This window comes from Neisseria sp. P0008.S002 (genome assembly GCF_051962805.1).
GTDB classification, from domain to species: Bacteria; Pseudomonadota; Gammaproteobacteria; order Burkholderiales; family Neisseriaceae; genus Neisseria; species Neisseria perflava.
Map to the genome: position 1 here is coordinate 260,644 of NZ_JBQCUY010000001.1, position 23,346 is coordinate 283,989.

The following is a 23,346-nucleotide window of genomic DNA, read 5'->3' on the forward strand; positions in this document are numbered from 1 at the left end:
ATTAAGAATTAGGAGATAAAAAATGGACATGAAAAGACGCGATTTCTTAAAAATGACCGCCGCTCTGGCAGCCGCAGGCGTTTCGCCTTCATTGTTGGCAGCCGGTAAAGAACAATTTACCGTGTACGGCGCACCGGCAATGCCCAGCGTAACCATTGCCGTAGCGGCGTTGCAAGGCAAGCTGGCGAAACAGGCAGATGTATCGCTGAAAATCTGGCGTTCGCCCGACCAACTGCGCGCAGGCGTAGCAAGCGGACAATTTAAAGTGATGATGAGCCCGAGCAATGTCGGCGTAAACCTGCGCAACCAAGGGCAGAAAGTCGGCATGGTCAATATTTTGACCAACGGCATCACGCAGCTGATGTGCAAAGGCAGTGCGATTGCCTCGCCTCAGGATTTGGTCGGCAAAAAAATCCTCGTACCGTTTAAAAATGATATGCCCGACATCGTGCTGCAAGCCTTACTGAAAAAACTGAAAATCGACGCGCACAAAGTCGGCATCACTTACACCGCCACGCCGCCGGAAGCAGTCGGACTGTTTTTGAGCAAGGACTACCACGCTGCCATCCTGCCCGAACCGATGGCAACCGCCAGCCTACTTAAAGGCAAAACCATGGGCGTAAACGTCGTGCGTGGATTTGACTTGGTGAAAGCATGGGGACAGGCGTTTGACACCAAACCGCTGATTCCGATGGCAGGCATCATCGCCAACGAAGAATATTTCCACGCACACAAAGCGCAGTTCGACATCTTCCATCAGGATTTGAAAAACGCGCTCAACTGGATACTCGCCAACCGTCAGAGCGCCGCGAAAATCGGCAAAAACTACCTCCCCGCCCCCGAACCCGCCCTAGTCATGGGCTTGGACGGCGCGCGGCTGACGGTAACCAAAGGCAGCGAAGTAAAGAACGAGATTTTGAAGTTTTACGAAATCCTGATGCAGTTCAACCCGAAACTCTTGGGCGGCAAGCTGCCGGATAACGGGTTCTTCTTGGCTTAAAAAAGGATAGAGACCGTCTGAAAAAGGGTAGGTTGTATTGGGGAATCCAATATACCCTTTTCAGACGACCTATCAGATAATAGTCAGAACAGTACACAAAAAGCCGTTATTCCCGAACAGGCGGGAATCCAGTCCTCGATATTGCAGGAATGTTTTAAAATTGCAGCAACGTCAAAACTCTGGATTTCCGCCTGCGCGGGAATAACGGTGGGTGGGTAACCGTGAGTTGTCAAACCCAACAAAACCGTTGAATTGTCTGAAATGTTCGGTCATGACCCAACCTACGCTTGCTGTGATGTTTCAGTATCAATGTCTTTTTATTCAAACAGGAGAAGAAAAATGCCTATTCATGATTGCCGTGGTGAAACGACCCGTGTACAGCTTGTTCATGATTTTGAAATTGTACCTTTAGCTCATGTCAGATTATTGAATGGACAAACTAAGGAAAGCTGTGCAGGACCAACTTTAGACAGAGAGTATTATGTTTTTAGTTATCAAAGTTATGCAGATCAAGCCGATGCTGGTACTTTTGTTTGTGGAATAACTGTTGCTAATGACTTTATTAATTTGATACAACGGCAAAATCCAGCAGTAAATCGATTACCTTTATTTGATCCATTGGCAGGTTTGGGTCAAGTTGGAAATGCAAATAATGTAGGTCGTGCTGGTGCTGGAAGAGGTGTTCAACAAGTACCAAACTGGAATCCAATAGCTAAAGAACTCTATGATGCAATAGGTATGATTTGTCTTATGTGGAATTTGGATAATGTTAGCGGAGCATTAGAAAGTGTATTGTTTAATTTAGTTAGCAATCCTACGCAGGTGCCTGATAATTCAGATATACGTAGTATAAATACTATTATTTCAAACCACTTTAATATTAATGTAGGTAATCAGCACGTAGCCAGCTTAGCTTTATGTTTTCAAAGGTTTATGGTTGATAATGGAGTACATAATCCTCCATTAATACAGTTCTTTAATTTAACGACACATTTTACTCAACATGTTGCTAATAGTTGGAATCCTGTTCCTTACTTTAATTAACTAGTAATCGTAGGTTAGTTTAGCAGCAGTCGTAACCCGACGAAACCCCGAAATCCCAAACCAAGGTCGTCTGAAAAACAATATTTGGAAAAACCAAACCGTTTCGTTGGATTGCGACGTTCCGTCTAACCCAATCAACCGCTATTTTTCAGACGGCCTATCATCTCCAAACTATCACTATAAACCTACACCCAAACCATGATTAAAACCGACAAAATCCGCAAACCGCAGCCTGCGGTGTTTTACATCATCGACTACCTTTGGAGTGGCTTTGCCGGTCTGGGCGTGGCGATGGTGGTGGTGGCGTTGTGGGCGTGGGGCAGTGCCGTGTTCGGCGAGTTTATGCTGCCTGCGCCGGTGGAGGTGTTTCAAAAGTCTTTGGATTTATTGAAACATTTTCAGGAAAACGAAATCGGGATTTCGCTGTGGCGGTCGGTGGTGGGCATTTCGGTTGCGCTGGTGGCGGGATTGGCGGCAGGGCTGGTGGCGGGCAGTTTTAAGACGGCGATGGCGTTGCTCAAGCCTGTGATTACGGTTTTGTTGGCGATGCCGCCGATTATTTGGGTGGTGATGGCTCTGTTTTGGTTCGGTTTCGGCAATCCGAGCGTGTTGTTTACCATCATTGTGTTGGTTGCGCCGCTGACGTTTGCGAGTGCGGCGGTCGGGATGGCGAGCGTGAACAAGCAGCATGAGGAGTTGTTTGACGCTTATAAATTAGGCCGTCTGAAAAAAATCCGTTATCTGTATATCCCGCATCTGACGGGCTATGTGATTTCCAGCATCGGCGTGGCGGTGGCGATGGGGGTGAAGGTGGTGATTATGGCGGAACTCTTGGGCGCGAGCGAAGGCGTGGGTGCGCGGATTGCGGACGCGAGGGCGATGCTGGAGACTTCGACGGTGATGGCTTATGTGGTGTTGGTTATCGTGTTTGTGTCGCTGTTTGAATACCTGATTACCAAGCCTTTGGAAATTTTGTTTATGCCGTGGAGGAGATGATGCTCTGTCTTGAAAACGTGCGTTTTGAAATTCTCCGCGACCCCATCGTGCGCGATTTCAGTTTGAACCTGCAACATGGCGAAGTGAAAGCCTTGTTCGGGCCGAGCGGCTGCGGCAAGACGACGGTTTTGCGGTTGATTGCGGGCTTGGAAACGCCGAAATCGGGCTCGATACGCAATACTTTCCGCAAAACGGGTTTTCTGTTTCAGGAAAACCGCCTGCCGGAAAACTTGACCGCGATGCAGAATATCGCTATTTTTATGGACAAACCCGATGAAGGCGAAATCATCGCGCTGGCGGCGAAAGTCGGGCTGACTACGGGCGATTTGAACAAATATCCGACCGAGTTGTCCGGCGGTATGGCGAAACGGGTAGCATTTTTGCGCCTGTTGCTGTGCGGCTGCGACCTTGCCTTGCTGGACGAGCCGTTCGTCGGTTTGGACCGCGATTTGCGCGATATTTTGGTCGCCATGCTGGTGGAAAAAATCGAGCGGCAGGGTATGGCGTGTATGCTGGTAACGCACGACCGCTTCGAAGCCGCGCGCCTGAGCCATGAAATCATGCTGCTTTCCACTAAGGGCATGAACGTGCAAAACGTGATTACCCTGCCTACGCCGCTGTCCGAACGCGATTCGGCTTTTGAAGAAGCCGTGGTGGCAAGAGAGTTTCAGGGGATTCATTATTATGAGTGATAGGAATTTAAATTTCTGACAAACCTTGCGGTTCGTTGCCCTCTCCCTAACCCTCTCCCACGGGGAAAGGGGATCAGGTTTCTCAAAATCAGAGAGCCGTAGAATTGGGAATCAGATGTCAGGTAAACCTGAAAATGTTCAGGCTCGACAGCCCAATTCCCTCTCCCGTGGGAGAGGGCTAGGGAGAGGGTAAGCAAGCCGCAGGCTTGCCTCTTTAGCGAAAGATACGAATCTGTTATCCGAACGCGATTCGGTTTTTGAAAAAGCCGTGGTGCCAAGGGGGCAGGGGATTCATTATGAGGTGCTTTATGTTTTCGACTGTGATTACTGCTGCTGTTTTATATATTGCTACAGCAGTAGATTTGTTGGTAATACTATTAATATTTTTTGCTAGAGCAAATACTAGAAAAGAATATCGAGATATTTATATCGGACAATATTTAGGTTCTGTAATTTTAATATTAGTTAGTTTATTTCTAGCTTTTGTTTTGCATTATGTTCCGGAAAAATGGGTGTTGGGTTTATTAGGTTTAATACCGATTTACTTAGGTATTAAAGTTGCTATTTACGACGATTGTGAGGGCGAAAAAAGAGCTAAAAAAGAATTGGATGAAAAAGGGTTGTCAAAATTAGTCGGTATTGTTGCTTTGGTTACAGTTGCTAGTTGTGGTGCAGATAATATTGGACTTTTTGTTCCTTACTTTGTGACTTTAGATCTTGTCGACTTATTAGTTACTCTTCTTGTATTTTTAATATTGATTTTTGTTTTAGTATATACAGCACAAAGATTGGCTAATATTTCAGGTGTTGGTGAAATTGTAGAGAAGTTTAGTCGTTGGATAATGGCTGTTATTTATATTGGTTTAGGGTTATTTATTATTATTGAAAATAATACAATTCGAACAATAATATCAATAATATGAATGATACGGGCATTTGAGTATCTGACAAACCTTGCGGTTCGTTGCCCTCTCCCTAACCCTCTCCCACGGGGAGAGGGAATCAGGTTTCTGAAAATCAGAGGGCGCTCGACAGCCTAATCCCCTCTCCCCGTGGGAGAGGGCTAGGGAGAGGGCAAGCAAGCCGCAGGCTTGCCTCTTTGGCGAAAAATACAACCCTGTCCGCCCAATAAATCCATATCCGAAAGCATCTTCATGCAGAATCAAGCCAAGCCATGAATAAATTTTTCACCCACCCCATGCGGCCGTTTTTTGTCGGTGCGGCGGTACTTGCCATATTCGGCGCGTTGGTGTTTTTCATCAGCCCCGGTGCCGTCATTTTGCACCGCCAAATCTTCTTAGAACTCATGCTGCCTGCGGCATACGGCGGCTTCCTGACTGCAGCCATGCTCGAATGGACGGGTTATAAAGGCCGTCTGAAACCTGTCGCTACTTTGATGGCGGCATTACTGCTCGCCGCATCTGCCATACTGCCCTTTTCGCCACAAACTGCCTCGTTTTTCGTTGCCGCCTATTGGCTGGTATTGCTGCTGTTTTGCGCCTGGCTGATTTGGCTCGACCGCAACACCGACAACTTTGCCCTGCTGATGCTGCTTGCCGTGTTTACCATTTTTCAGACGGTCTATGCTGTCAGCGGCGATTTGAACTTACTGCGCGTGCAAGTACATCTGAACATGGCGGCAGTGATGTTTGTATCCGTGCGTGTCAGCATTCTTTTGGGCGCGGAAGCCCTTAAAGAATGCCGTCTGAAAGACCCCGTATTCATCCCCAACGTCGTCTATAAAAACATCGCCATTACTTTCCTGCTCTTGCACGCCGCCGCCGAACTTTGGCTGCCCGCGCAAACCGCCGGTTTTACCGCGCTTGCCGTCGGCTTCATCCTGCTCGCCAAGCTGAGTGAGCTTCACCATCACGAACTCCTGCGCAAACACTACGTCCGCACTTATTACCTGCTCCAACTCTTTGCCGCCGCAGGCTATCTGTGGACAGGCGCGGCGAAACTGCAAAATCTGCCCTCCTCCGCCCCATTACACCTGATTACCCTCGGCGGCATGATGGGGGGCGTGATGATGGTGTGGCTGACCGCCGGGCTGTGGCACAGCGGCTTTACCAAACTCGACTACCCCAAGCTCTGCCGCATTGCCGTCCCCATCCTCTTCGCCGCCGCCGTCTCGCGCGCTGTTTTAATGAACGTGAACCCGATATTCTTCATCACCATTCCTACGATTCTGACCATCGCCGTGTTCGTACTGTATCTTTTCACGTTTGTACCGATATTTCGGGAAAATGCGTTTACGGATGATCCGGAATAAAACAAAAGGCCGTCTGAAACTTTCAAACGGCCTTAGCTTTAAATAAATGCTTTATTTGTTGGCGTTCAAATAAAGATTAATTAGGCGTGTAGTGGAACTGTCGTGTTTTTGCACTTCGGTCTCGCCGGTCAATTCGGCAAGAATGGTTTTGGCCAGTTGTTTACCGAGTTCTACGCCCCATTGGTCAAAGCTGTTGATGCCCCAAATAATGCCTTGAACGAAAGTTTTGTGTTCGTACATGGCAATCAGGCTGCCCATATTGCGCGGGTTGATTTTGTCCATTAGGATGAGGTTGGTCGGGCGGTTGCCTGAGAAGGTTTTGTGCGGAACCAGCTCTTCGATACGCTCTGCTTCCATGCCTTGGGCTTGAAGCTCGGTGCGGACTTCGTCAGGCGTTTTGCCGCGCATAAAGGCTTCGGCTTGGGCAAAGACGTTCGCCAGCAGGATTTCGTGGTGACCGCGCAGGTTGCTGCGTTTTTCAAGGGAGGCGATGAGGTCAATCGGCGTGATGTGCGTACCTTGGTGCAGCAGTTGGAAGAAGGCGTGCTGGCCGTTGATGCCGGTTTCGCCCCAAATAATCGGCGAAGTTTCGTAACCGACCGGTTTACCGTCAAGGGTAACTTGTTTGCCGTTGCTCTCCATGTCGAGCTGCTGGATGAATTTGGGCAGGCGGTGAAGATGTTGGTCGTAAGGCGCGATAACATGGCTGCCGCCGCCGTAGTAATTGATGTACCAGATGCCGATGAGGGCGAGGATGACGGGCATGTTGCGCTCTAGCGGCGTGTTGATGAAGTGTTGGTCCATCAAGTGCGCGCCGTTGAGCATTTCGATGAAGTTTTCTTCGCCGAGATACAGCATAATCGGCAGGCCGATGGCCGACCACAGGCTGTATCGTCCGCCGACCCAGTCCCAAAATTCAAACATATTGGCGGTATCGATACCGAATTCGGCAACGGCTTTTTGGTTGGTCGATACGGCAACGAAGTGTTTGGCCACGGCGCTTTCATCGCCTGCATGATCCAAGAACCATTTACGCGCGGTCAGGGCGTTGGTCAGGGTTTCTTGGGTGGTAAAGGTTTTGGACGCAATGATGAACAGCGTAGTTTCAGGGTGGACTTTGGACAATACGTCGCGCAGTTGGGAGCCGTCCACATTGGAGACGAAGTGCATGTTCAAACGCGGATGGCCGAAAGGCTTGAGCGCGGTACACATCATCAGAGGACCGAGGTCAGAGCCGCCGATACCGATGTTGACGACGTCGGTAATGACTTGATTGGTATAGCCCAACCAGCTGCCGCTGCGGACTTCATGCGCGAACTCGCCCATGCGTTGCAGGACATGGTTGACCTTAGGCATGACATCTTCGCCATCCACGACGATAGGGGCGTTGGTGCGGTTGCGCAGGGCGACGTGGAGAACGGCGCGGTTTTCCGTCGTATTGATTTTTTCGCCGTGGAACATTTGCTGCATCCGCTCCGGTACGCCTGCTTCACGCGCCAGCTCGAACAACAGTGCCATGGTTTCGTCGTTGATACGGTTTTTAGAATAATCCAAAGTCAGGCCGCCAACCTGCAGCCAGTAGCGCTCGGCACGTTCGGGATCTTGCTCGAACATTTCGCGCATGTGTTGTTCTTTGGTTTCGTCAAAATGTATCCATAATTTTGACCAAGCTGGTAAATCGTGAAGGTGTTTCATCGGATGCTCTCCTGGATAGTGGACAGTTTTGTTGAGAAAACGGCCGTGAGGTCGTCTGAAACGGGAACGGGGTGGTTTCCGTTTTTTGAGGTTTCAGACGGCCTTGATGTGGGTTGGGGCTGTCTGAAGATATCAATGAAGAATCAATCTTTATCGTATTCGATGTGCTTGTTATGTATGCTTTTTTTACTTTTTTGCAGTTGCGTACTGGCAGTATCGCCCAAACGCAAGGCCAAGCCGATGGCAAGAATATCGATAACGGCCAGCTGCAGAAGACGGGACACCATAGGCGTATAAAGCTCGGCATTTTCCTGAGTAGCAATGCTCAATACACAGTCGGCCATTTGAGCCAACGGTGAATCATTGCGGGTCAGCGCGATAACGGCTGCGCCGTTTTCTTTGGCGATACTGGCCGCATCCAACAATTCGATAGATGAGCCGGTATTGGAAATCGCCACCAACACATCCTGCTCGGTCAATACGGAAGCCGCCATCAGCTGGGTATGTGTATCGACATAGGCAACGGTGGACATACCGAAGCGGAAGAATTTGTGTTGCGCATCTTGGGCAACGATGCCGGAGTTGCCGACACCATAAAACTCAACGCGTCGCGCGTGCATCAGAATGGCAATCGCGTTTTCCAGCTCGGATTCTTTCAGGAAACGGCGCTCACCCAAGAGGGAGGCTGCGGCATTGCCCAATACTTTTTCGACCACGCTGCCCATGTTGTCATCGGCGTTTAATTCTTCATGAACGTAAGGCATGCCTTCGTGGCCGATGCTGGCAGACAAAGCGAGTTTGAACTCAGGCAAGCCTTTGTAACCCAAGCTGCGGCAGAAACGGATTACAGTCGGCTGACTGACGGAAGCACGCTCGGCGATTTCCGCCACAGCAGCATGAACGAACCATTTCGGCTCGGCCAACGCAGATTCGGCAACTTTGCGTTCTGCGCCGGAGAGGTTGGACAATGATTCGCTGATTTTGCTTAACATATACTCTACCCTTTGATTCTTTGACGTTCAGGACAAGGTTTTTTTCCACCCCCTGCCCTGCACCGCCGTTTGTGTGTTTAAACGTTATTTAAATGATTGTCTAATGCGACCGCCGCGCCGACGATGCCCGGAAATTCGCTCAATACGACATACACGGGAATAGCGGCAAGATAAGCCTCAAAGCGGCCTTTGTTTTCAAAGCGGCTGCGGAATGGAGACGTTTTAAAGTAATCCAACACGCGCGGGATAATCCCGCCGCACAAATACACGCCGCCGCGCGCACCCAATGACAAAGCCAAATTGGAAGCAACCGTACCCAGCATGGCGCAGAAAATATCCAAAGTCTGACGGCAAATCGGCGATGTTCCGCTCAATGTCTTATCGGTGATTTCAGAAGGCTTCAGACGGCATTGTTTGATGTTGTCGCGTTTGGCCAATGCTTCGTAAATCAGGCTCAGACCTGCGCCGCTCAAGAAACGCTCGGCAGAAACATGGCCGTATTTGTTTTTAGCGTATTGCCAAATCAATACTTCCATATCGTCAAACGGCGGGAAGCTGGTATGGCCGCCCTCGCCTGCCAACGCCACCCAGCCGGCAGCGCTGTGCACCAAACCGCTGACACCCAAACCGGTACCCGGACCGATAACGGCTTTAGGCGCAAATTCGATTGGTTTTTGACCGCCGATTTGTATCAAGTCTTTCTTATCGGTTTTTGTTACCGCCAAAGCCTGGGCGGTAAAGTCGTTCAACAGAATCAACGTTTCAAAACCCAAAGCCTGGCGGGTGGTTTCGATGGAGAATGCCCAGTGATGGTTGGTCATCTGCACCCAGTCGCCCAAAATCGGATTGGCAATCGCAAAGGCGGCGTGCAAAACTTTCGGACTGCCTGCGCGTTCCAAATAAGTTTTGGCGGCATCAACAATGGTGTCGTAATCCTGGCAAGGCAAGACTTCAGCCTTTTCAATGACCTGTGGTGCAGTTTCAAGTGCAAAACGGGCATTCGTACCGCCGATATCGGCGACCAAACGAGGATAAGCTTCAGTGTGCATAGTAGACATGGCAGTTAATCCCTTGATGATTGAGAATCAGGCTGGTCGGATATTCGGTATCGACCCTTGCTGCAGCCTTGTCGAATACCGCTTTTTTCTCTGCGCCTTGAATGGCCAAAAATACATTCGGCGTTTTGGCAATCGCACCCAAAGTCATACTCACACGCTCATGCGGCGCGGTAACCGGCGTAGTATGAATCAATGTCGGGTCATTGGCTTCATTGATTGCTGCCTGTAATTGAGGCGCTTGAGGGAACAACGACGCCGTATGTCCGTCCCCTCCCATGCCCAACACCAGCACATCAGGTTGCTTATAATGTTTCAATGCGTAAGCAACGACAACTTCAGGTTGTAATTCAGTTTCAGACTTTCCGTCTTCAACAACAGGAATCCATGTGGCAACGGCCGCGTTATTTTTGAGCAGATATTCGCGTACCAAGCCTGTATTGCTGTCGGCATGCGTGGTCGGAACGATACGCTCGTCCACCAAAGTAATGCCGACGTTTTGCCAATTTAAATCTTTTTGCGACAAAGCCTCGAAAAACGCAATCGGCGAACGACCGCCGGAAACGGCCAAAACCGCATGGCCTTTCTCATTCAACGCGGCTTGCAATGCGGCGGCAACGGCATCGGCGAGAGCTTGCGCAGCAGTTGCAGCATTTTCTTGTTCGTGCCAAACAAACATGTTTCGTCCTTTCATGGTTTCAGACGGCCTTTTGTTGGAAAACAAGGCCGTCTGAAAGAAATATTATTGCTCTTCGTGCCACTTGTTACCGTCACGGGCCAACAGCGCGCGCGCAGCTTCAGGACCCCAAGAATGGGCTTCGTAAGCATGTGGAGGCGTTGTATTGTTCGCCCAGTTTTCCAGGATAGGCATCACATATTCCCAAGCAGCTTCGAGTTCGTCACGACGGTTGAACAAAGCGAGTTTGCCGTTAATCACATCCAGCAGCAGGCGTTCATAAGCCTCGGCACGGCGACCCTCGACGGCTGTGCCCAAGTCCACGCCAATCGGTGTCACTTCGACTTTGTTGCCAGCACCCGGGGTTTTCACTTGTGTGTAAAGACGGACGGATTCGGTCGGTTGTAGTTCAATAACCAAACGATTCGGCGCAGGTTGGCTGTTGTCAAAAATATGGTTTTGCAGCGGACGGAAGTTCAACACGATTTCCGCCACTTTGCCTGCCATGCGTTTGCCGGTACGCAGGTAGAAAGGTACGCCTTTCCAACGCTCGTTTTCGATTTCGGCTTTGATGGCAACATAGGTTTCAGTGAAACTGTCTTTCGGTACGTCGACTTCTTCCAGATAGCCGTTCATACCGTTTGCTGCAACATATTGGCCGCGAATAACATTTTCGTTGACGGATTCGATGGTCAGCGGTTTCAGCGATTTGATGACTTTCACTTTCTCGTCGCGTACGGCATCGGCATCCAAGCTTGCCGGCGCTTCCATCGCAGTCATACAAAGCATTTGCATCAAGTGGTTTTGCACCATATCGCGCAATGCGCCGGTAATGTCGTAAAACTCACCGCGTTCTTCCACGCCCAACTGCTCGGCGATGGTCAGCTGTACGCTTTCAATATATTTGTTGTTCCACAAAGGCTCGAACATCACATTAGCAAAACGCAAGGCCAGCAGGTTTTGCAGGCTTTCTTTACCCAAATAATGGTCGATACGGTAGATTTGTTCTTCTTTGAAATAACGGGCTACATCTGTATTGATTTGTTGGGAAGAAGCCAAGTCCGTACCCAACGGTTTTTCCAAAACCACGCGCACGTTATCGGCATTCAAACCGATTTCGGCAAGATTTTCACAGGCTTGTGCAAAGAATTTCGGCGCAGTTGAGAGGTAGATCACGACATTCTCAGTATTCTTGCGCGCTTTTACCAAGTCGCCCAAAGCAATGAAGTCGTCTTTCTTTGTCACATCGACTTTCAAATACTCAAGACGTTGGATAAACGATGCCCACGCTTCATCTGAGAAGTTTTGTTTGACATGGATTTTAGAATTCGTTTCCACTTTAGCCAAAAAGCCGGCGGTATCCAATTCGCTGCGGCTTACGCCCAAAATACGACCTTCGGGATGAAGCAAACCGGCTACATGCGCCTGATACAGGCAAGGCAAAAGTTTACGCATTGCCAAATCGCCGGTCGCGCCAAACAACACCAAATCAAAATTTGTCTGTGTACTCATTGTTTCATCTCTCGTTGAGGAAGCTTGCTTCAAAACTTTTGGACTGTCGTCATCCATAAAAATCGATTAAAATCAAAAGCCTTTAAGCAATAAGCAGTAAAGAACCAATCGCCTGCACCAAAATTTCAAACAAGCGGGCTAATGAGTAGTAATACTACACATGGCTACACATTTTGTCTATTCTCATTTTTACAAATTGTTTGATTTAACATAAAAGTTTGATGACTTTTGCAGCCTGCCATTTTACGAATTGACCATACCTCGATTTAAATCAAATTTCTTCCACTTAGTAAATTATTTTGTAACAAAATTACAGATTTTGTACTATAATATGCGGACGCTTCGAAGAGAAAATCTTCAAATATTCAGACGGCCCATATTATTCATTCCCACAGCTCAAGGCCGTCTGAAGAAAACACCCAATACAAAAATCAGAAACGCGCAAACAAAATCCCTATCATATCGTTTAGCCAGGAGACCGCACATGAACCCCACTCCTATTCACCCGAAACTCGCCGAAATTACCGAGCGCATCATCGAGCGCAGCCGCCCGACGCGTGAAAAGTATCTGGCGAAAATCCGCAGCGCCAAACAGATGGGACGCTTAGAGCGCAACCAGCTCGGCTGCAGCAACTTGGCACACGGCTATGCCTCCATGCCTAAGAGCATCAAAATCGAAATGCTTCAGGAAACCGTCCCCAACTTAGGCATCATCACTGCCTACAACGACATGGTTTCCGCACACCAGCCGTTTAAAGACTTCCCTGACCAAATCAAAGACGAAGCACAAAAAAACGGCGCGACCGCCCAAGTCGCCGGCGGCACGCCCGCCATGTGCGACGGCATCACGCAAGGCTACGCCGGCATGGAATTGTCGCTGTTTTCCCGCGACGTGATTGCCATGAGTACCGCCATCGGTCTGTCGCATCAAATGTTTGACGGCAGCTTGTTTATGGGCGTATGCGACAAAATCGTTCCGGGCTTAATGATCGGTGCGTTGTCTTTCGGTCATATTCCTGGCATCTTCGTTCCGGCAGGCCCGATGTCTAGCGGTATCGGCAATAAAGAAAAAGCCCGTACCCGCCAGCTTTTCGCCGAAGGTAAAGTCGGCCGCGACGCCTTGCTTGAAAGCGAAATGGGCTCTTACCACAGCCCGGGTACTTGTACCTTCTACGGTACCGCCAACTCCAACCAGATGATGATGGAAATGATGGGCGTACACCTGCCTGCTGCTGCCTTCGTCCACCCTTATACCGACCTGCGCGAAGCACTGACCCGCTACGCAGCCGGACACCTCGCACGCGGCATCAAAAACGGCACCATCAAACCATTGGGCGAAATGTTGACCGAAAAATCCTTCATTAACGCCCTGATCGGCCTGATGGCAACCGGCGGCTCGACCAACCACACCATGCACCTCGTTGCTATGGCGCGTGCTGCAGGCGTGATTTTGAACTGGGACGACTTCGATGAAATTTCTTCCATCATCCCATTGCTGATCCGTGTGTACCCCAACGGCAAAGCCGACGTAAACCACTTTACCGCTGCCGGCGGCCTGCCTTTCGTTATCCGCGAATTGCTGGACGCAGGCCTGTTGCACGATGATGTCGATACCGTTGTCGGACACGGTATGCGCCACTACACCAAAGAGCCTTTCCTCATTGACGGCAAACTTGAATGGCGCGAAGCCCCTGAAACCAGCGGTAATGAAGACATCCTGCGCAAAGCCGACAACCCGTTCTCCCCAGACGGCGGTCTGCGCCTAATGAAAGGCAACATCGGTCGCGGCGTAATTAAAGTGTCCGCCGTGCGCGAAGGCTGCCGCATCATTGAAGCACCCGCCATCGTGTTCAACGACCAACGCGAAGTATTGGCCGCATTTGAACGCGGCGAGTTGGAACGCGATTTCGTCTGTGTTGTCCGCTACCAAGGCCCGCGCGCCAACGGTATGCCCGAATTGCACAAACTGACCCCTCCTTTGGGCATCCTGCAAGACCGCGGCTTTAAAGTGGCACTGCTGACCGACGGCCGTATGTCCGGCGCGTCCGGTAAAGTTCCGGCCTCTATCCACATGACGCCTGAAGCCCTGATGGGCGGCAACATCGCCAAAATCCGTACCGGCGACTTGATCCGCTTCGACTCCGTTACCGGCGAACTCAACGTCCTGATCAACGAAGCCGAATGGAACGCCCGCGAAGTCGAACGTATCGACTTGAGCGCGAATCAACAAGGCTGCGGCCGCGAACTCTTCGCCAACTTCCGCAGCATGACCAGCAGCGCAGAAACCGGTGCCATGAGCTTCGGCGGCGAATTTGCCTAACCCCTTTTCAGACGGCCTCTTAAAACAATCAGGTCGTCTGAAACCATGTTAACGACCCTATTACGATACAGTCCCCAACGGAGACCTAAAATGTCTAAACTGACCCCTCGTGAAATTCTGACTGCCGGCGCAGTTGTGCCGGTAATGGCGATTGACGACTTGAGTACTGCCGTCGATTTGTCCCACGCCCTTGTCGAAGGCGGCATTCCCACCCTCGAAATCACCCTGCGCACCCCTGTCGGTCTCGACGCCATCCGCCTGATTGCCAAAGAAGTTCCTAACGCCATCGTCGGCGCGGGTACGGTAACCAATCCCGAACAGCTCAAAGCCGTCGAAGACGCAGGCGCGGTTTTCGCCATCAGCCCGGGTTTGCACGAATCCCTCGCCAAAGCCAGCCACAACAGTGGCATCCCCCTGATTCCGGGCGTTGCCACTCCTGGCGAAGTCCAACTGGCTTTGGAACACGGCATCGACACCCTCAAACTCTTCCCTGCCGAAGTCGTTGGCGGCAAAGCCATGCTCAAAGCCCTGTACGGCCCTTACGCCGATGTTCGCTTCTGCCCGACCGGCGGCATCAGCCTGGCAACCGCTCCCGAGTACTTGGCGCTGCCTAATGTCTTGTGCGTCGGCGGCTCATGGCTGACCCCAAAAGAAGCCATCAAAAACAAAGACTGGGATACCATCACCCGTCTGGCTCGCGAAGCTGCCGCTTTGAAACCAAAAGCCTAATCAGGTTATTAAGTTAAAAGAGAAAAGGCCGTCTGAATATGATTTCAGACGGCCTTTTTATATCAATTAAGCCAATACTTTCCGCGCCGCTTCCACACCCCAATACAAAGCCTCTTCAAACACCGAATAGCTGCTTAAGTCACTGTGTGCAAATAATAATCCAGTATTTCGATTTCTGATTTTTAATAAAGCCTCATCGCTTAAATAGCCGGGTTTCGGCACGCTCATGCCATGCCCGCGAACGGTAATGTCAACATGGGAAACATGCCGCCAAAAGCCTTCGCCGTAAGCGGTAAGCAGATCTTGTGCGGCAAACTGGAGCAGCTCTTCATCGCTTGCTTCAAGCAGCTGGCGGCGGACGGCTTGTGGCGTATCGTGATTGAGCGCGGCGTAGGCGGTAAAAATCGTACGTTCAGGACGGGCAACCCGGATAAGCTGGTTGGTCGCAACAACATAGCCCAGTCCTTGGCTGCCGTAAACCACATTGTCCCACGCAAGTTCGCTGTTGTTTTTTTCTTTCGGAAAACTGTGCAGTTCAAAATTGGAAACCAGCCATGGCGCGTATTCGGGAATATTCAGACCAAATTGTTCGGGAGATTCAATAATGTGGGCGGCAACCATCAGCGGCATGGCGGAGATAACGTGTTGCGCGGTGACGGCAACGGTTTCCCCTTTTGCATTATCACGCAGCCACACTTCAATCCGGCCGTCTGAAAGCGGTTTGATTTTGACGGCAGAAGCATTAACCGAAGCAGGTTTCTCCAAACGGATACTGTTTTCAGACGGCCATTGCCAGCCTTCCTGCAAATCGGCATGACGGCGCAGGTTTTCAGAAAGATGTGCCAAACCTTCGGGCCAAGTGAGGACAGTTTCTGCATTGTTGCGGGCGGCAAAATAATGCAATCCGGCAAAGGCAGATACTTGCCCGATGCCTTGTCCGTAATCGTCGCGGCAACAATAATCGAGATACCACAAAAGCTCGGGCGAATGGTAACCTTCCTGATCAAGCCATTGTTGAAACGTCAGATGATCGAGCTTTCGCCATGTTTCATCTATCGATGACAGCGCAATCGGAATGGCAAAAATTTTCTTACCGTCATTGCCGTAAGCCTGTTTCAGACGGCCTATCAAATCAAAAAACCGTTTGGAATCCGCATCTTCTTTCGGCAATAAATGTTCTACCCATTTATCCTGATATAAGAGGCGCGATTCGGGCGCATAGACCAAATCGGTTTCCCTAAAGCTGCCATCCGACTGCAAAATACCGAAATCCGCCAACATCTCGCGCACATACACGCTTTCTTTCGACGGCAAAGCCAAATAATGCGCACCGCTCGGCGCTTTCAGGCCGTCTGAAGACGTATAGGCGGCATTGTTGCCATTACGTTCAAACCCTTCTGCCAACAATACATCGCGGTGATTATGCTTCGCCAAATACCACAATGCTCCCAACCCAGCCGCACCGCCGCCGAGTATCAACGTATTGCATTCATAACGACGGGTCGGCGAACTGAGCAATTCCCCGTCACGCAACAAATGCCCCAACGGCAAGCCGACACGGTTAATAGAAACCGGCGGTTTGCGGTTGAGGTACTTATAAGTCTGCCAAGAGAAAGCAGAGGCGGCACCAAGCACGGCGGTATAGCTGAGAAATTGACGGCGGGTTAGCATGTTTTATAAAAAGGTCGTCTGAAAAAATAAAAGTAAAACGATACAACGAGGTTAAGCAGATCTCACGTTATTTATGCCCTGCCGAATAACCATGATAGGATCTGCCGGAATGCGATGAATCACTGTCTTCCGCTTGGACATAGTTGAATAAGACGGTAAGGAAAATGATGAAAGCAAAGAAAATAATCGTCCCTACCCGTTCCTCTTCGTAATCACGATCGTTTTTATATCTGTCAGAAATCCATATCCATACCAACGCACACAGACTGACCACTATGCCGACAGGGCTACGTAGGTGCGGCGACAGCCAGGCCGGAAGGTTGACGATGATAAGAATCAGCATAGCAATGATACGGGCTACATTATCTCTACTCCCAACATTTCTATTTTCGCCCTTCAGCCAGTAAGAGAGCATCTCCTTAGTATCAAAAGACAGGCCAAATGCCTTTCTCATTTGACGGTAAGACACAGGACTGCTTTTACTCCAGACTATTTCATCCCTGCTCTGCTCAGAACACAGAATGACATTCCGGCCATAACTTTTCTTGCCGCTATATTCCTTGTAATGAAGCAAATCGCCTTGTTTGACTTTCCAATAAAAAGCACCAGCCGCTGCCTCGACCTGCCCGCGGTAATGATCAATCAACATTTCACCGGCAGGATTGCCACTTGAATCAAAGTCCGGCCATGTGTGTAAGGTTTCTGACAACCGCCAGCGTTTTCCAGACTCAATCAGCCAGGCAAACCCTTGTTGCGTGTTATAAAGCAGATATTCCGTCCAGTATTCAGACTGATTTTGGTTATAGGACGATATTTCGGCAAATCTTACAGCCCCGATAATCAGATATTCTGTATCGTTCAGACGGCCTTTCGTACCTATGGAAAGCGTGAACAGGTTTTCTTGTTCTTTTCTTTGGGCATTTGCCTCCATCAACGCAACAGTATCTTTTGTCGTGCTCAAACTGCTGCCGCAAGACTGACACAAAAGGAAAGAAGTAACACCACTTGGCCAATGAACAGGAGTGCCGCAATGCGGGCAGTTTTCAGAAAGAATCTCTCCTTTCAGACGGCCTGCACTTTCACGGATTTCATCATCACTGCGCTTATTTTCCAGCTTCAAACTGTCCAAACTGACTATGCGTCCGAAGTAGGAGTCCATTGGAAAAGTCGAATAATCCAAGGTCAAAAACAAATTGCCGCGTCGCCAGTCGCAAACCTCGCCTGTCGCTTGATTCCCAGATAAATTGAACGGCAACTCGCCTTGCGCATCGGTATTACGATAATGTATGGTGCGAACGTCCGACGCAATAAAGGTTTGGCCATTAAAGGTCAACGAACTGGAACCTGCTTTCACCGACTTAAAATTTTTCGGCCCCCGTCTCCTCTTCTGAGTAAGCAAACATGTCATCGCATATAAATCGCCAACCTCGGAAAGCCAGCCGGTCTGCCCGTCATCAAACAAGACATACCATTCATTCCATGCGCCGACATCGTAATGCACCTGCAATCGCCCAATCAGCGTAAATTTCCGATCATCAAAAACGCCTCGCGTTCCAATCTGCAACGGACTGAAATCTTCCAGCAACGCAGAATCACGCCCTGAATTGGCAACAAAATATCCGCTCCTCCCCTTACCGATTCTAGCAACCAGCATACTGTGACAATGGCCACACACCAGCGTCACGGCAGTAGCGGAATACGCCTCCACAGGCGCACCACAGCTTGGGCAATCGGTTTTAAAAAAAGGCGTTTTTTCCATATAACGTCAATATTTCAGTTTAATCAGAACAAGGTTTAAGACCGTCTGAAAACAGCATATGCAAGACTTCAGACGGCCTCTTAATGAAATGTTTACATCAATCTTGTTGAACTTTCGGAGCTTCTTTGAAACGTTTCTTGTTAAGCAGCGTGTCGGCAAAATATGTGAACCGTTTTTCTTCGTTCATATTGCTCATGACATAGTACACCTGTTTGCAACCAGGTTCGTTCAAGATAATCGACTCGGCATCGTTAGTTTCTAGAATGCCTGATTTCTTTATGGTTTTGCTGATGTTTTTGATACATTGCCAGTATGCTGCTTCGCGTTTGTCATCATTTTTTATCAGTTCGAAGGATCGTTTCACCTCTTTCCCTTCTAATACTAACTTATAGGAAAACTTAACCAAGGAAGGCCCCTCTTCATATTTATCTTTTGAAGCTAATAGCTCTTCTAAAGTTTGACCCTGAATTTTTTTTAAGAAGGTACGGTAATACAGAATACACTGAGTATCGCTTAGCCAATCTATTCCTTCTCCTTCTTTACAACGAGCTCGTAGTTCAGTAAGTAATTCATCTATACTTTTTTTCTCTAACTTGTCCATTTCAGGCTGTATTTTTTCAATCAAGATTAACCTCAGGGCAGTAGAAATTATCTTTTTCTGCTTCTGTTCTTCTTCCGTACCCGAGAAGTCACTTTCGATATCTGGATAGTCTTGTTTTATAGTGCTCCTGAAATTTTGCCAAGGTGTTTGGGCATATTTTTGAGCCAAGCTTTTTTTGGTTTGTAAGACTTCGGGCGATTCTTCCAGCTGCTTCCGCCATGCTATTCCTGATAGCTCTTCATCGATGAGAAATTTCTCGTTTTCTTCCTGGCTTTGTTTGACTATTTTGTGGAAAATTTTGCTTTCAACCGCGACATTTAAATCCAGAGGAAACTCCAATTGTTTCATAATGTTATCGGTAACGGCACATTCGGGATAAAAACCGAGATAAAACTCCGGCTCGAAATTTTCTTCAAAGCTGTCCATTTGGGTAACCGAGACTTTTTCTCCGATTTTTTTTACACACTGCCTATATTCGGAATCGAGTTTACCGTAGTCTGACATTAATTCTCGATTTATTTTCTCCAAAGCAGATCCAAGGGTAAAACGATAAGCTTCAAATAAAATAGGAACAGGCATATGCTCGCCGTCGTTATACTGTTTTTCCATCTCCACTAATTCGGATAGTGTTTTTTTCGAGAGTTTTTCTTTTAAAACATGATAATAGACTTTACACGAAGGGATATAGCCCCAAGTATCCTCCTTGCAGATTTGCGACATCTTTTGGGTCAGCGTTTCAATATTGTTCGCTTCCGATTCTGCTATAAACCGTTTCGCTTTATCAATAAAGATACGTTCGATGGCTTCTTTTTTTGCATATTCTTCTGACGTACTGTCTGTGTAAAGGAAATGGACAGATTCCTGATAGAGTGCGGCAGGATAAAACTTTTTCCAATCTATTTCTGAGTATTTCTTTTCTAGTTCTGCTTTAAACCGCATAACCTGTGCCTCAAATTTTTGATTGGTGGCTTCACTTTCCTCATTTTCCCTCTGCCATTTGCGTAATGGTTCTGCGGAATTAGCAGCCGTCCACGCAGCGATACAAGAAAATAATTCCGCATTATCTTGGTTGAGCATTAAAAGGTCATCGGGATACGCAGCAATCATTTGTTGATCTCTGCTGTTTTCCATATCAACGCCTGCTTTCTCAAATACTCTGTCTTTCAAACATTGCTCTTTTTTTGCTTGGGCTTCGTCAAGATGTTGGAAATAATATGCACGGTCTTTCACCGTTGAAGCATGAGGAACCGAAGGATGATGACTGACACATGCTCCTAAGGTGAGCATGGATAAGGCAAAAATGATGGAAGTACGAACATGCATTTCTGATTTCCTTAATCAGGATATTTTAAAAATGTAAGATAAAGCCGTCTGAAAACGGATTGAATATGCTTTCAGACGGCCTGTCTTTTAATAAAGAATAAGTTAAATCTTTTTTCTTGATTGTTCTGCCATATGATGAACTTTGTTTTTTTCTTTAACTAAAGCCAAGTTTACTAATCGGCAAAAAATTGTACATCTCTCTCTTTTACCCATCCGGTTGGGCAAACGCCTTTTGCGACAATAAGCAACTGACCTTCATTATCAACATGAGTGGAAAGACGACATTTTTTGCCTTTGGGCGGTTTGATTTTCCATTCAGTCGGGAAATCGGTAGGTTTGGTGCAGTTGTCAGGCAGGCCCATATCATGACAACTGATTTGGTTTTCTTTGATTGCCAAAGGTACTTTTTTTACTTTTATCCAAGAGTATCCTTCTTCGGTATTTTTGCTGTCATTACCGATAACACAAAGGTATTGCATATAGTGCAATTGAGCGATTGAAGATGCCTTATCGCCTGGCTGCACTCGTAGGGATGTGCCTTGGTTATTACTGACATAAACTTGATTACGACAATACTCGGTACGTTCATATGTTAATTTTTTTGCTTCGGCACTTTCCACTCCAAACAAAAACAAACCTGCAAGCAAGTAAATACCCAATGGCAAACTTCTGTTTCTCTTCCAATCTTTTATTTTAAGCATTTTGTTTAAAAGCCTTTTTATACAAAATTTGTTATCTAATTTACTATCAGCCGATTTTTTCAGACGGCCTGACAGATTTTATTGTTCAACCGATGGTTGTATATCGTCCAGTATACCTTCGCCACGTTGCGCAACCGTCCAAACAGCTCTTTCAGCCGCCAACTCCCTGCACAACACTTCCTTCACTTTTTCCAATTTCATACCGCCGCAAATAAATGCGTCAATGGCGGCGAAATGGTGTTCCGGCCAAGTGTGGATACTGATATGAGACTCGGCAAGTAGTAAAACGCCGGTTACGCCGCCTGCGCCGCCGAAGGTATGGAAATGTTCGGTCAATATAGTGGCTTCTGCAGCCTGTGCGGCAGCCATCAAAGCGGTTTTCAGACGGCCTTCATCTTTTAAGATGGCTTCATCGCAACCGTATAAGTCCAATAGGCCATGATTACCGGGGGCATGGGTCATTTATGGCCTCCGGAATAGCTACCGCTGGAAAAGCCACCGTAGCTTCCGCCTGAATGAACTCGGCTGCTGTCATCATCCAAATCAGACAAATCTGCATAATTCATCATCGTAACAAAAACAATCAAAGCCATTGCACAAATAACATATCCCACTCGAGAGATACTCTGTTCGCCATTTTCATCTCTCTTCCGTCCAACTATAAAAAGAGTATAGACACCCCAACCGATAAGAAATATATCGAACAGTATATCGAAGCCATTCATAAACAATGACGGAATATTGACGATAACCAAAATAGCAATCATCAGAAGTCGTAATTTTTCATCGATATCATCCGCACTCATTTTCACGGTATAAGATGATATTTTATTGGTCAGATTAAACGCATCTGCAATTTCCCGATAAGCAATTGGGGCACTTCTAGTCCATGCCATTTCGTGACTGTTTAGTTCGGAACCAAGTTTACGGCTTTGCCCGTCTCGGTAATCGCTGTAATAGTTCAAATCACCGTTTCGGACACGCCAATAAAACGCTCCGCTGGCAAGCCTGACCCGTCCGCCATAGTCATAAAGTTTGCCATAGCCTTGCGGTTGGCGGTTGCGGTCGAGGCGCGGCCAATCGTTCAAGGTTTCGGAAATATTCCAACCTTCATCAGCTTCAACCAGCCATAAGAAACCCTGAGTTGGGTTGTAAAGCAGATACTCTGTCCACTGCCCTTCTGGTGCCAATGTATGTTTGGCACCTTTGAACAAGTTATCAAATGTTTCCTGAGCATCTGTTTCTAAATATCGGATTGCGCCGATAACATGAAACTCTTTATTTTTCAGACGGCCTGTCGAGCCGACAGGCAAAGTAAACATCGTATTTTGCGACAAACGCAGATTGTTGGCGGTAATAAGCTCTGCTTTATCTTTGCCGACTGCCAATTCGCTGCCGCAACTTTGACAGTTCAGATGGGAAGTCAGCCCGTTTACCCAATGAATGGATGAGCCGCAGTTAGGACAGTTTTCTGAAGTAATACTGCCTTTCAGACGGCCTGCGCTTTCTTTAATTTCATCTTCGTGGCGCGTGTTTTCCAGCTTCAAATCATCTAGGTTTACCATCCGACCGAAGAAGGCTTCGGGTGTTTTGTTGCTGTAATCGAGCGTGATGAAAAGGTTTTCGCAACGCCAGTCGGAAACACGATTTTCTGTATCCTCTTTTAAAACAAACGGCAATTCGCCCTGCGCAGCCGCGCGTTTCAAGCTGATTTTGCGGACATCGGAGGCAATATAGTGCTTATCTTGAAAAGTCAGCTCGCTAAACCCGGCTCGCGTGTCTTCAAATTTCGGCGGATTATCAATTTCGACTGGCATGGTCATCACATACAAATCGCCCGCCTCAGAAAGCCAACCTGCCCTGCCGTCGTCAAACAGCGCATACCATTCATTCCACGCACCATCGTCGTATTGCACCTGAAGCCGTCCGACCAAGGTAAAGCGTTGTGCGACAAATGTGCCGCTGGTTCCGATTTGAAGTGGACTAAAATCTTCCAGCAATGCGGAATCGCGACCGGAGTCGACAACGCCGTTATCTTGCCGCACCAGCATGCTGTTGCAATAGCCGCACACCAGCGTCACGGCAGAAGCAGAATGCGCTTCGACAGGTGCGCCGCAGCTTGGGCAGTCGGTTTTGAAGAAAGGAGTTTGAGACATGAATTTGCTTTTCCAGAATGGGTTGGAATGTTTCAGACGGCCTTAGCGTTTCTATCAACTGGTTTTATCAATGATTTCAGATTAGAAACAAACCAAATCACCGAACGGACTCAATCAAATGATTCGAAAGGCCGTCTGAAACCTTTTCACAG

Annotated in this window: 19 protein-coding genes; 8 read left to right on the forward strand and 11 right to left on the reverse strand. The window is 48.3% G+C overall.

What is annotated here, in order from left to right; genetic code table 11:
* The first annotated feature begins 22 nt into the window (after window positions 1–22).
* The 6 genes from ACTHSA_RS01240 (at window position 23) to ACTHSA_RS01265 (ending at window position 6,004) form a co-directional block, all read left to right on the forward strand.
* Window positions 23–1,000, forward strand: a complete 978-nt coding sequence (locus ACTHSA_RS01240; protein WP_049335420.1) for an ABC transporter substrate-binding protein — start codon at window positions 23–25, stop codon at window positions 998–1,000.
* A gap of 339 nt (window positions 1,001–1,339) precedes the next feature.
* The gene (locus ACTHSA_RS01245; RefSeq protein WP_070625901.1) at window positions 1,340–2,044 is read left to right on the forward strand and encodes a hypothetical protein; all 705 of its coding nucleotides are present in this window, start codon (window positions 1,340–1,342) and stop codon (window positions 2,042–2,044) included.
* Window positions 2,045–2,242: 198 nt separating this feature from the next.
* Window positions 2,243–3,040, forward strand: a complete 798-nt coding sequence (locus ACTHSA_RS01250) for an ABC transporter permease (RefSeq protein WP_070625904.1) — start codon at window positions 2,243–2,245, stop codon at window positions 3,038–3,040.
* Window positions 3,040–3,732, forward strand: a complete 693-nt coding sequence (locus tag ACTHSA_RS01255; protein WP_210386333.1) for an ATP-binding cassette domain-containing protein — start codon at window positions 3,040–3,042, stop codon at window positions 3,730–3,732. Before ACTHSA_RS01250 ends, ACTHSA_RS01255 begins: the two co-directional genes overlap by 1 nt.
* A gap of 308 nt (window positions 3,733–4,040) precedes the next feature.
* The gene (locus ACTHSA_RS01260; protein WP_049335602.1) at window positions 4,041–4,655 is read left to right on the forward strand and encodes a CadD family cadmium resistance transporter; all 615 of its coding nucleotides are present in this window, start codon (window positions 4,041–4,043) and stop codon (window positions 4,653–4,655) included.
* A 251-nt stretch (window positions 4,656–4,906) separates the two neighbouring features.
* Window positions 4,907–6,004 carry an NnrS family protein gene (locus ACTHSA_RS01265; protein WP_070625908.1) on the forward strand — a complete coding sequence of 366 codons (1,098 nt, stop codon included), beginning with the start codon at window positions 4,907–4,909 and terminating at the stop codon, window positions 6,002–6,004.
* A 51-nt stretch (window positions 6,005–6,055) separates the two neighbouring features.
* On the opposite strand, the gene pgi is transcribed toward ACTHSA_RS01265, so the two are convergent.
* The 5 genes from pgi to zwf form a co-directional block, all read right to left on the reverse strand.
* The gene (gene pgi / locus ACTHSA_RS01270) at window positions 6,056–7,699 is read right to left on the reverse strand and encodes a glucose-6-phosphate isomerase (protein ID WP_049335414.1); all 1,644 of its coding nucleotides are present in this window, start codon (window positions 7,697–7,699) and stop codon (window positions 6,056–6,058) included.
* A gap of 143 nt (window positions 7,700–7,842) precedes the next feature.
* Window positions 7,843–8,691 (reverse strand): DNA-binding transcriptional regulator HexR, encoded by an 849-nt coding sequence (gene hexR / locus ACTHSA_RS01275; RefSeq protein ID WP_004519348.1) that lies wholly within the window; start codon window positions 8,689–8,691, stop codon window positions 7,843–7,845.
* Between the two features lie 77 nt (window positions 8,692–8,768).
* Window positions 8,769–9,749: a glucokinase gene (locus ACTHSA_RS01280; RefSeq protein WP_039861966.1), complete on the reverse strand. Its 981-nt coding sequence runs from the start codon at window positions 9,747–9,749 to the stop codon at window positions 8,769–8,771.
* A complete protein-coding gene (gene pgl / locus ACTHSA_RS01285; protein ID WP_039861965.1) occupies window positions 9,730–10,425 on the reverse strand; it encodes a 6-phosphogluconolactonase in 696 nt (231 codons plus the stop codon). The genes ACTHSA_RS01280 and pgl overlap by 20 nt, the downstream gene beginning before the upstream one ends.
* A gap of 63 nt (window positions 10,426–10,488) precedes the next feature.
* Window positions 10,489–11,934 (reverse strand): glucose-6-phosphate dehydrogenase, encoded by a 1,446-nt coding sequence (gene zwf, locus ACTHSA_RS01290; protein WP_039862026.1) that lies wholly within the window; start codon window positions 11,932–11,934, stop codon window positions 10,489–10,491.
* Between the two features lie 484 nt (window positions 11,935–12,418).
* On the opposite strand from zwf, the gene edd reads away from it, so the two are divergent.
* Window positions 12,419–14,254: a phosphogluconate dehydratase gene (edd, locus tag ACTHSA_RS01295; RefSeq protein ID WP_004519344.1), complete on the forward strand. Its 1,836-nt coding sequence runs from the start codon at window positions 12,419–12,421 to the stop codon at window positions 14,252–14,254.
* Between the two features lie 90 nt (window positions 14,255–14,344).
* Window positions 14,345–14,983, forward strand: coding sequence for a bifunctional 4-hydroxy-2-oxoglutarate aldolase/2-dehydro-3-deoxy-phosphogluconate aldolase (locus tag ACTHSA_RS01300; protein ID WP_003745733.1), 639 nt, complete (start codon window positions 14,345–14,347; stop codon window positions 14,981–14,983).
* Window positions 14,984–15,049: 66 nt separating this feature from the next.
* Here ACTHSA_RS01300 and ACTHSA_RS01305 read toward each other — a convergent pair whose 3' ends face one another.
* The 6 genes from ACTHSA_RS01305 to ACTHSA_RS01330 form a co-directional block, all read right to left on the reverse strand.
* Window positions 15,050–16,654 carry an NAD(P)-binding protein gene (locus ACTHSA_RS01305; RefSeq protein ID WP_049335410.1) on the reverse strand — a complete coding sequence of 535 codons (1,605 nt, stop codon included), beginning with the start codon at window positions 16,652–16,654 and terminating at the stop codon, window positions 15,050–15,052.
* 67 nt (window positions 16,655–16,721) lie between these two features.
* Window positions 16,722–18,413, reverse strand: coding sequence for a DUF4178 domain-containing protein (locus ACTHSA_RS01310; protein ID WP_070625911.1), 1,692 nt, complete (start codon window positions 18,411–18,413; stop codon window positions 16,722–16,724).
* A 97-nt stretch (window positions 18,414–18,510) separates the two neighbouring features.
* Window positions 18,511–20,337, reverse strand: coding sequence for a hypothetical protein (locus tag ACTHSA_RS01315; RefSeq protein ID WP_049335405.1), 1,827 nt, complete (start codon window positions 20,335–20,337; stop codon window positions 18,511–18,513).
* A gap of 173 nt (window positions 20,338–20,510) precedes the next feature.
* Complete coding sequence (locus ACTHSA_RS01320) at window positions 20,511–21,038, reverse strand: hypothetical protein (RefSeq protein ID WP_070625913.1); 528 nt, start codon at window positions 21,036–21,038, stop codon at window positions 20,511–20,513.
* A gap of 78 nt (window positions 21,039–21,116) precedes the next feature.
* Window positions 21,117–21,500: an adenosylmethionine decarboxylase gene (gene speD / locus ACTHSA_RS01325; protein WP_070625914.1), complete on the reverse strand. Its 384-nt coding sequence runs from the start codon at window positions 21,498–21,500 to the stop codon at window positions 21,117–21,119.
* Window positions 21,497–23,194 carry a DUF4178 domain-containing protein gene (locus ACTHSA_RS01330; RefSeq protein WP_070625916.1) on the reverse strand — a complete coding sequence of 566 codons (1,698 nt, stop codon included), beginning with the start codon at window positions 23,192–23,194 and terminating at the stop codon, window positions 21,497–21,499. The genes speD and ACTHSA_RS01330 overlap by 4 nt, the downstream gene beginning before the upstream one ends.
* Window positions 23,195–23,346: the final 152 nt, after the last annotated feature.

What these genes read in the sequence shown, in the direction of transcription:
- ACTHSA_RS01240 (WP_049335420.1), top strand. Translation starts at nt 23, where the DNA reads ATGGACATGAAAAGACGCGATTTCTTAAAAATGACCGCCGCTCTGGCA.
- ACTHSA_RS01245 (WP_070625901.1), top strand. Translation starts at nt 1,340, where the DNA reads ATGCCTATTCATGATTGCCGTGGTGAAACGACCCGTGTACAGCTTGTT.
- ACTHSA_RS01250 (WP_070625904.1), top strand. Translation starts at nt 2,243, where the DNA reads ATGATTAAAACCGACAAAATCCGCAAACCGCAGCCTGCGGTGTTTTAC.
- ACTHSA_RS01255 (WP_210386333.1), top strand. Translation starts at nt 3,040, where the DNA reads ATGCTCTGTCTTGAAAACGTGCGTTTTGAAATTCTCCGCGACCCCATC.
- ACTHSA_RS01260 (WP_049335602.1), top strand. Translation starts at nt 4,041, where the DNA reads ATGTTTTCGACTGTGATTACTGCTGCTGTTTTATATATTGCTACAGCA.
- ACTHSA_RS01265 (WP_070625908.1), top strand. Translation starts at nt 4,907, where the DNA reads ATGAATAAATTTTTCACCCACCCCATGCGGCCGTTTTTTGTCGGTGCG.
- pgi (WP_049335414.1), bottom strand. Translation starts at nt 7,699, where the DNA reads ATGAAACACCTTCACGATTTACCAGCTTGGTCAAAATTATGGATACAT.
- hexR (WP_004519348.1), bottom strand. Translation starts at nt 8,691, where the DNA reads ATGTTAAGCAAAATCAGCGAATCATTGTCCAACCTCTCCGGCGCAGAA.
- ACTHSA_RS01280 (WP_039861966.1), bottom strand. Translation starts at nt 9,749, where the DNA reads ATGTCTACTATGCACACTGAAGCTTATCCTCGTTTGGTCGCCGATATC.
- pgl (WP_039861965.1), bottom strand. Translation starts at nt 10,425, where the DNA reads ATGTTTGTTTGGCACGAACAAGAAAATGCTGCAACTGCTGCGCAAGCT.
- zwf (WP_039862026.1), bottom strand. Translation starts at nt 11,934, where the DNA reads ATGAGTACACAGACAAATTTTGATTTGGTGTTGTTTGGCGCGACCGGC.
- edd (WP_004519344.1), top strand. Translation starts at nt 12,419, where the DNA reads ATGAACCCCACTCCTATTCACCCGAAACTCGCCGAAATTACCGAGCGC.
- ACTHSA_RS01300 (WP_003745733.1), top strand. Translation starts at nt 14,345, where the DNA reads ATGTCTAAACTGACCCCTCGTGAAATTCTGACTGCCGGCGCAGTTGTG.
- ACTHSA_RS01305 (WP_049335410.1), bottom strand. Translation starts at nt 16,654, where the DNA reads ATGCTAACCCGCCGTCAATTTCTCAGCTATACCGCCGTGCTTGGTGCC.
- ACTHSA_RS01310 (WP_070625911.1), bottom strand. Translation starts at nt 18,413, where the DNA reads ATGGAAAAAACGCCTTTTTTTAAAACCGATTGCCCAAGCTGTGGTGCG.
- ACTHSA_RS01315 (WP_049335405.1), bottom strand. Translation starts at nt 20,337, where the DNA reads ATGCATGTTCGTACTTCCATCATTTTTGCCTTATCCATGCTCACCTTA.
- ACTHSA_RS01320 (WP_070625913.1), bottom strand. Translation starts at nt 21,038, where the DNA reads ATGCTTAAAATAAAAGATTGGAAGAGAAACAGAAGTTTGCCATTGGGT.
- speD (WP_070625914.1), bottom strand. Translation starts at nt 21,500, where the DNA reads ATGACCCATGCCCCCGGTAATCATGGCCTATTGGACTTATACGGTTGC.
- ACTHSA_RS01330 (WP_070625916.1), bottom strand. Translation starts at nt 23,194, where the DNA reads ATGTCTCAAACTCCTTTCTTCAAAACCGACTGCCCAAGCTGCGGCGCA.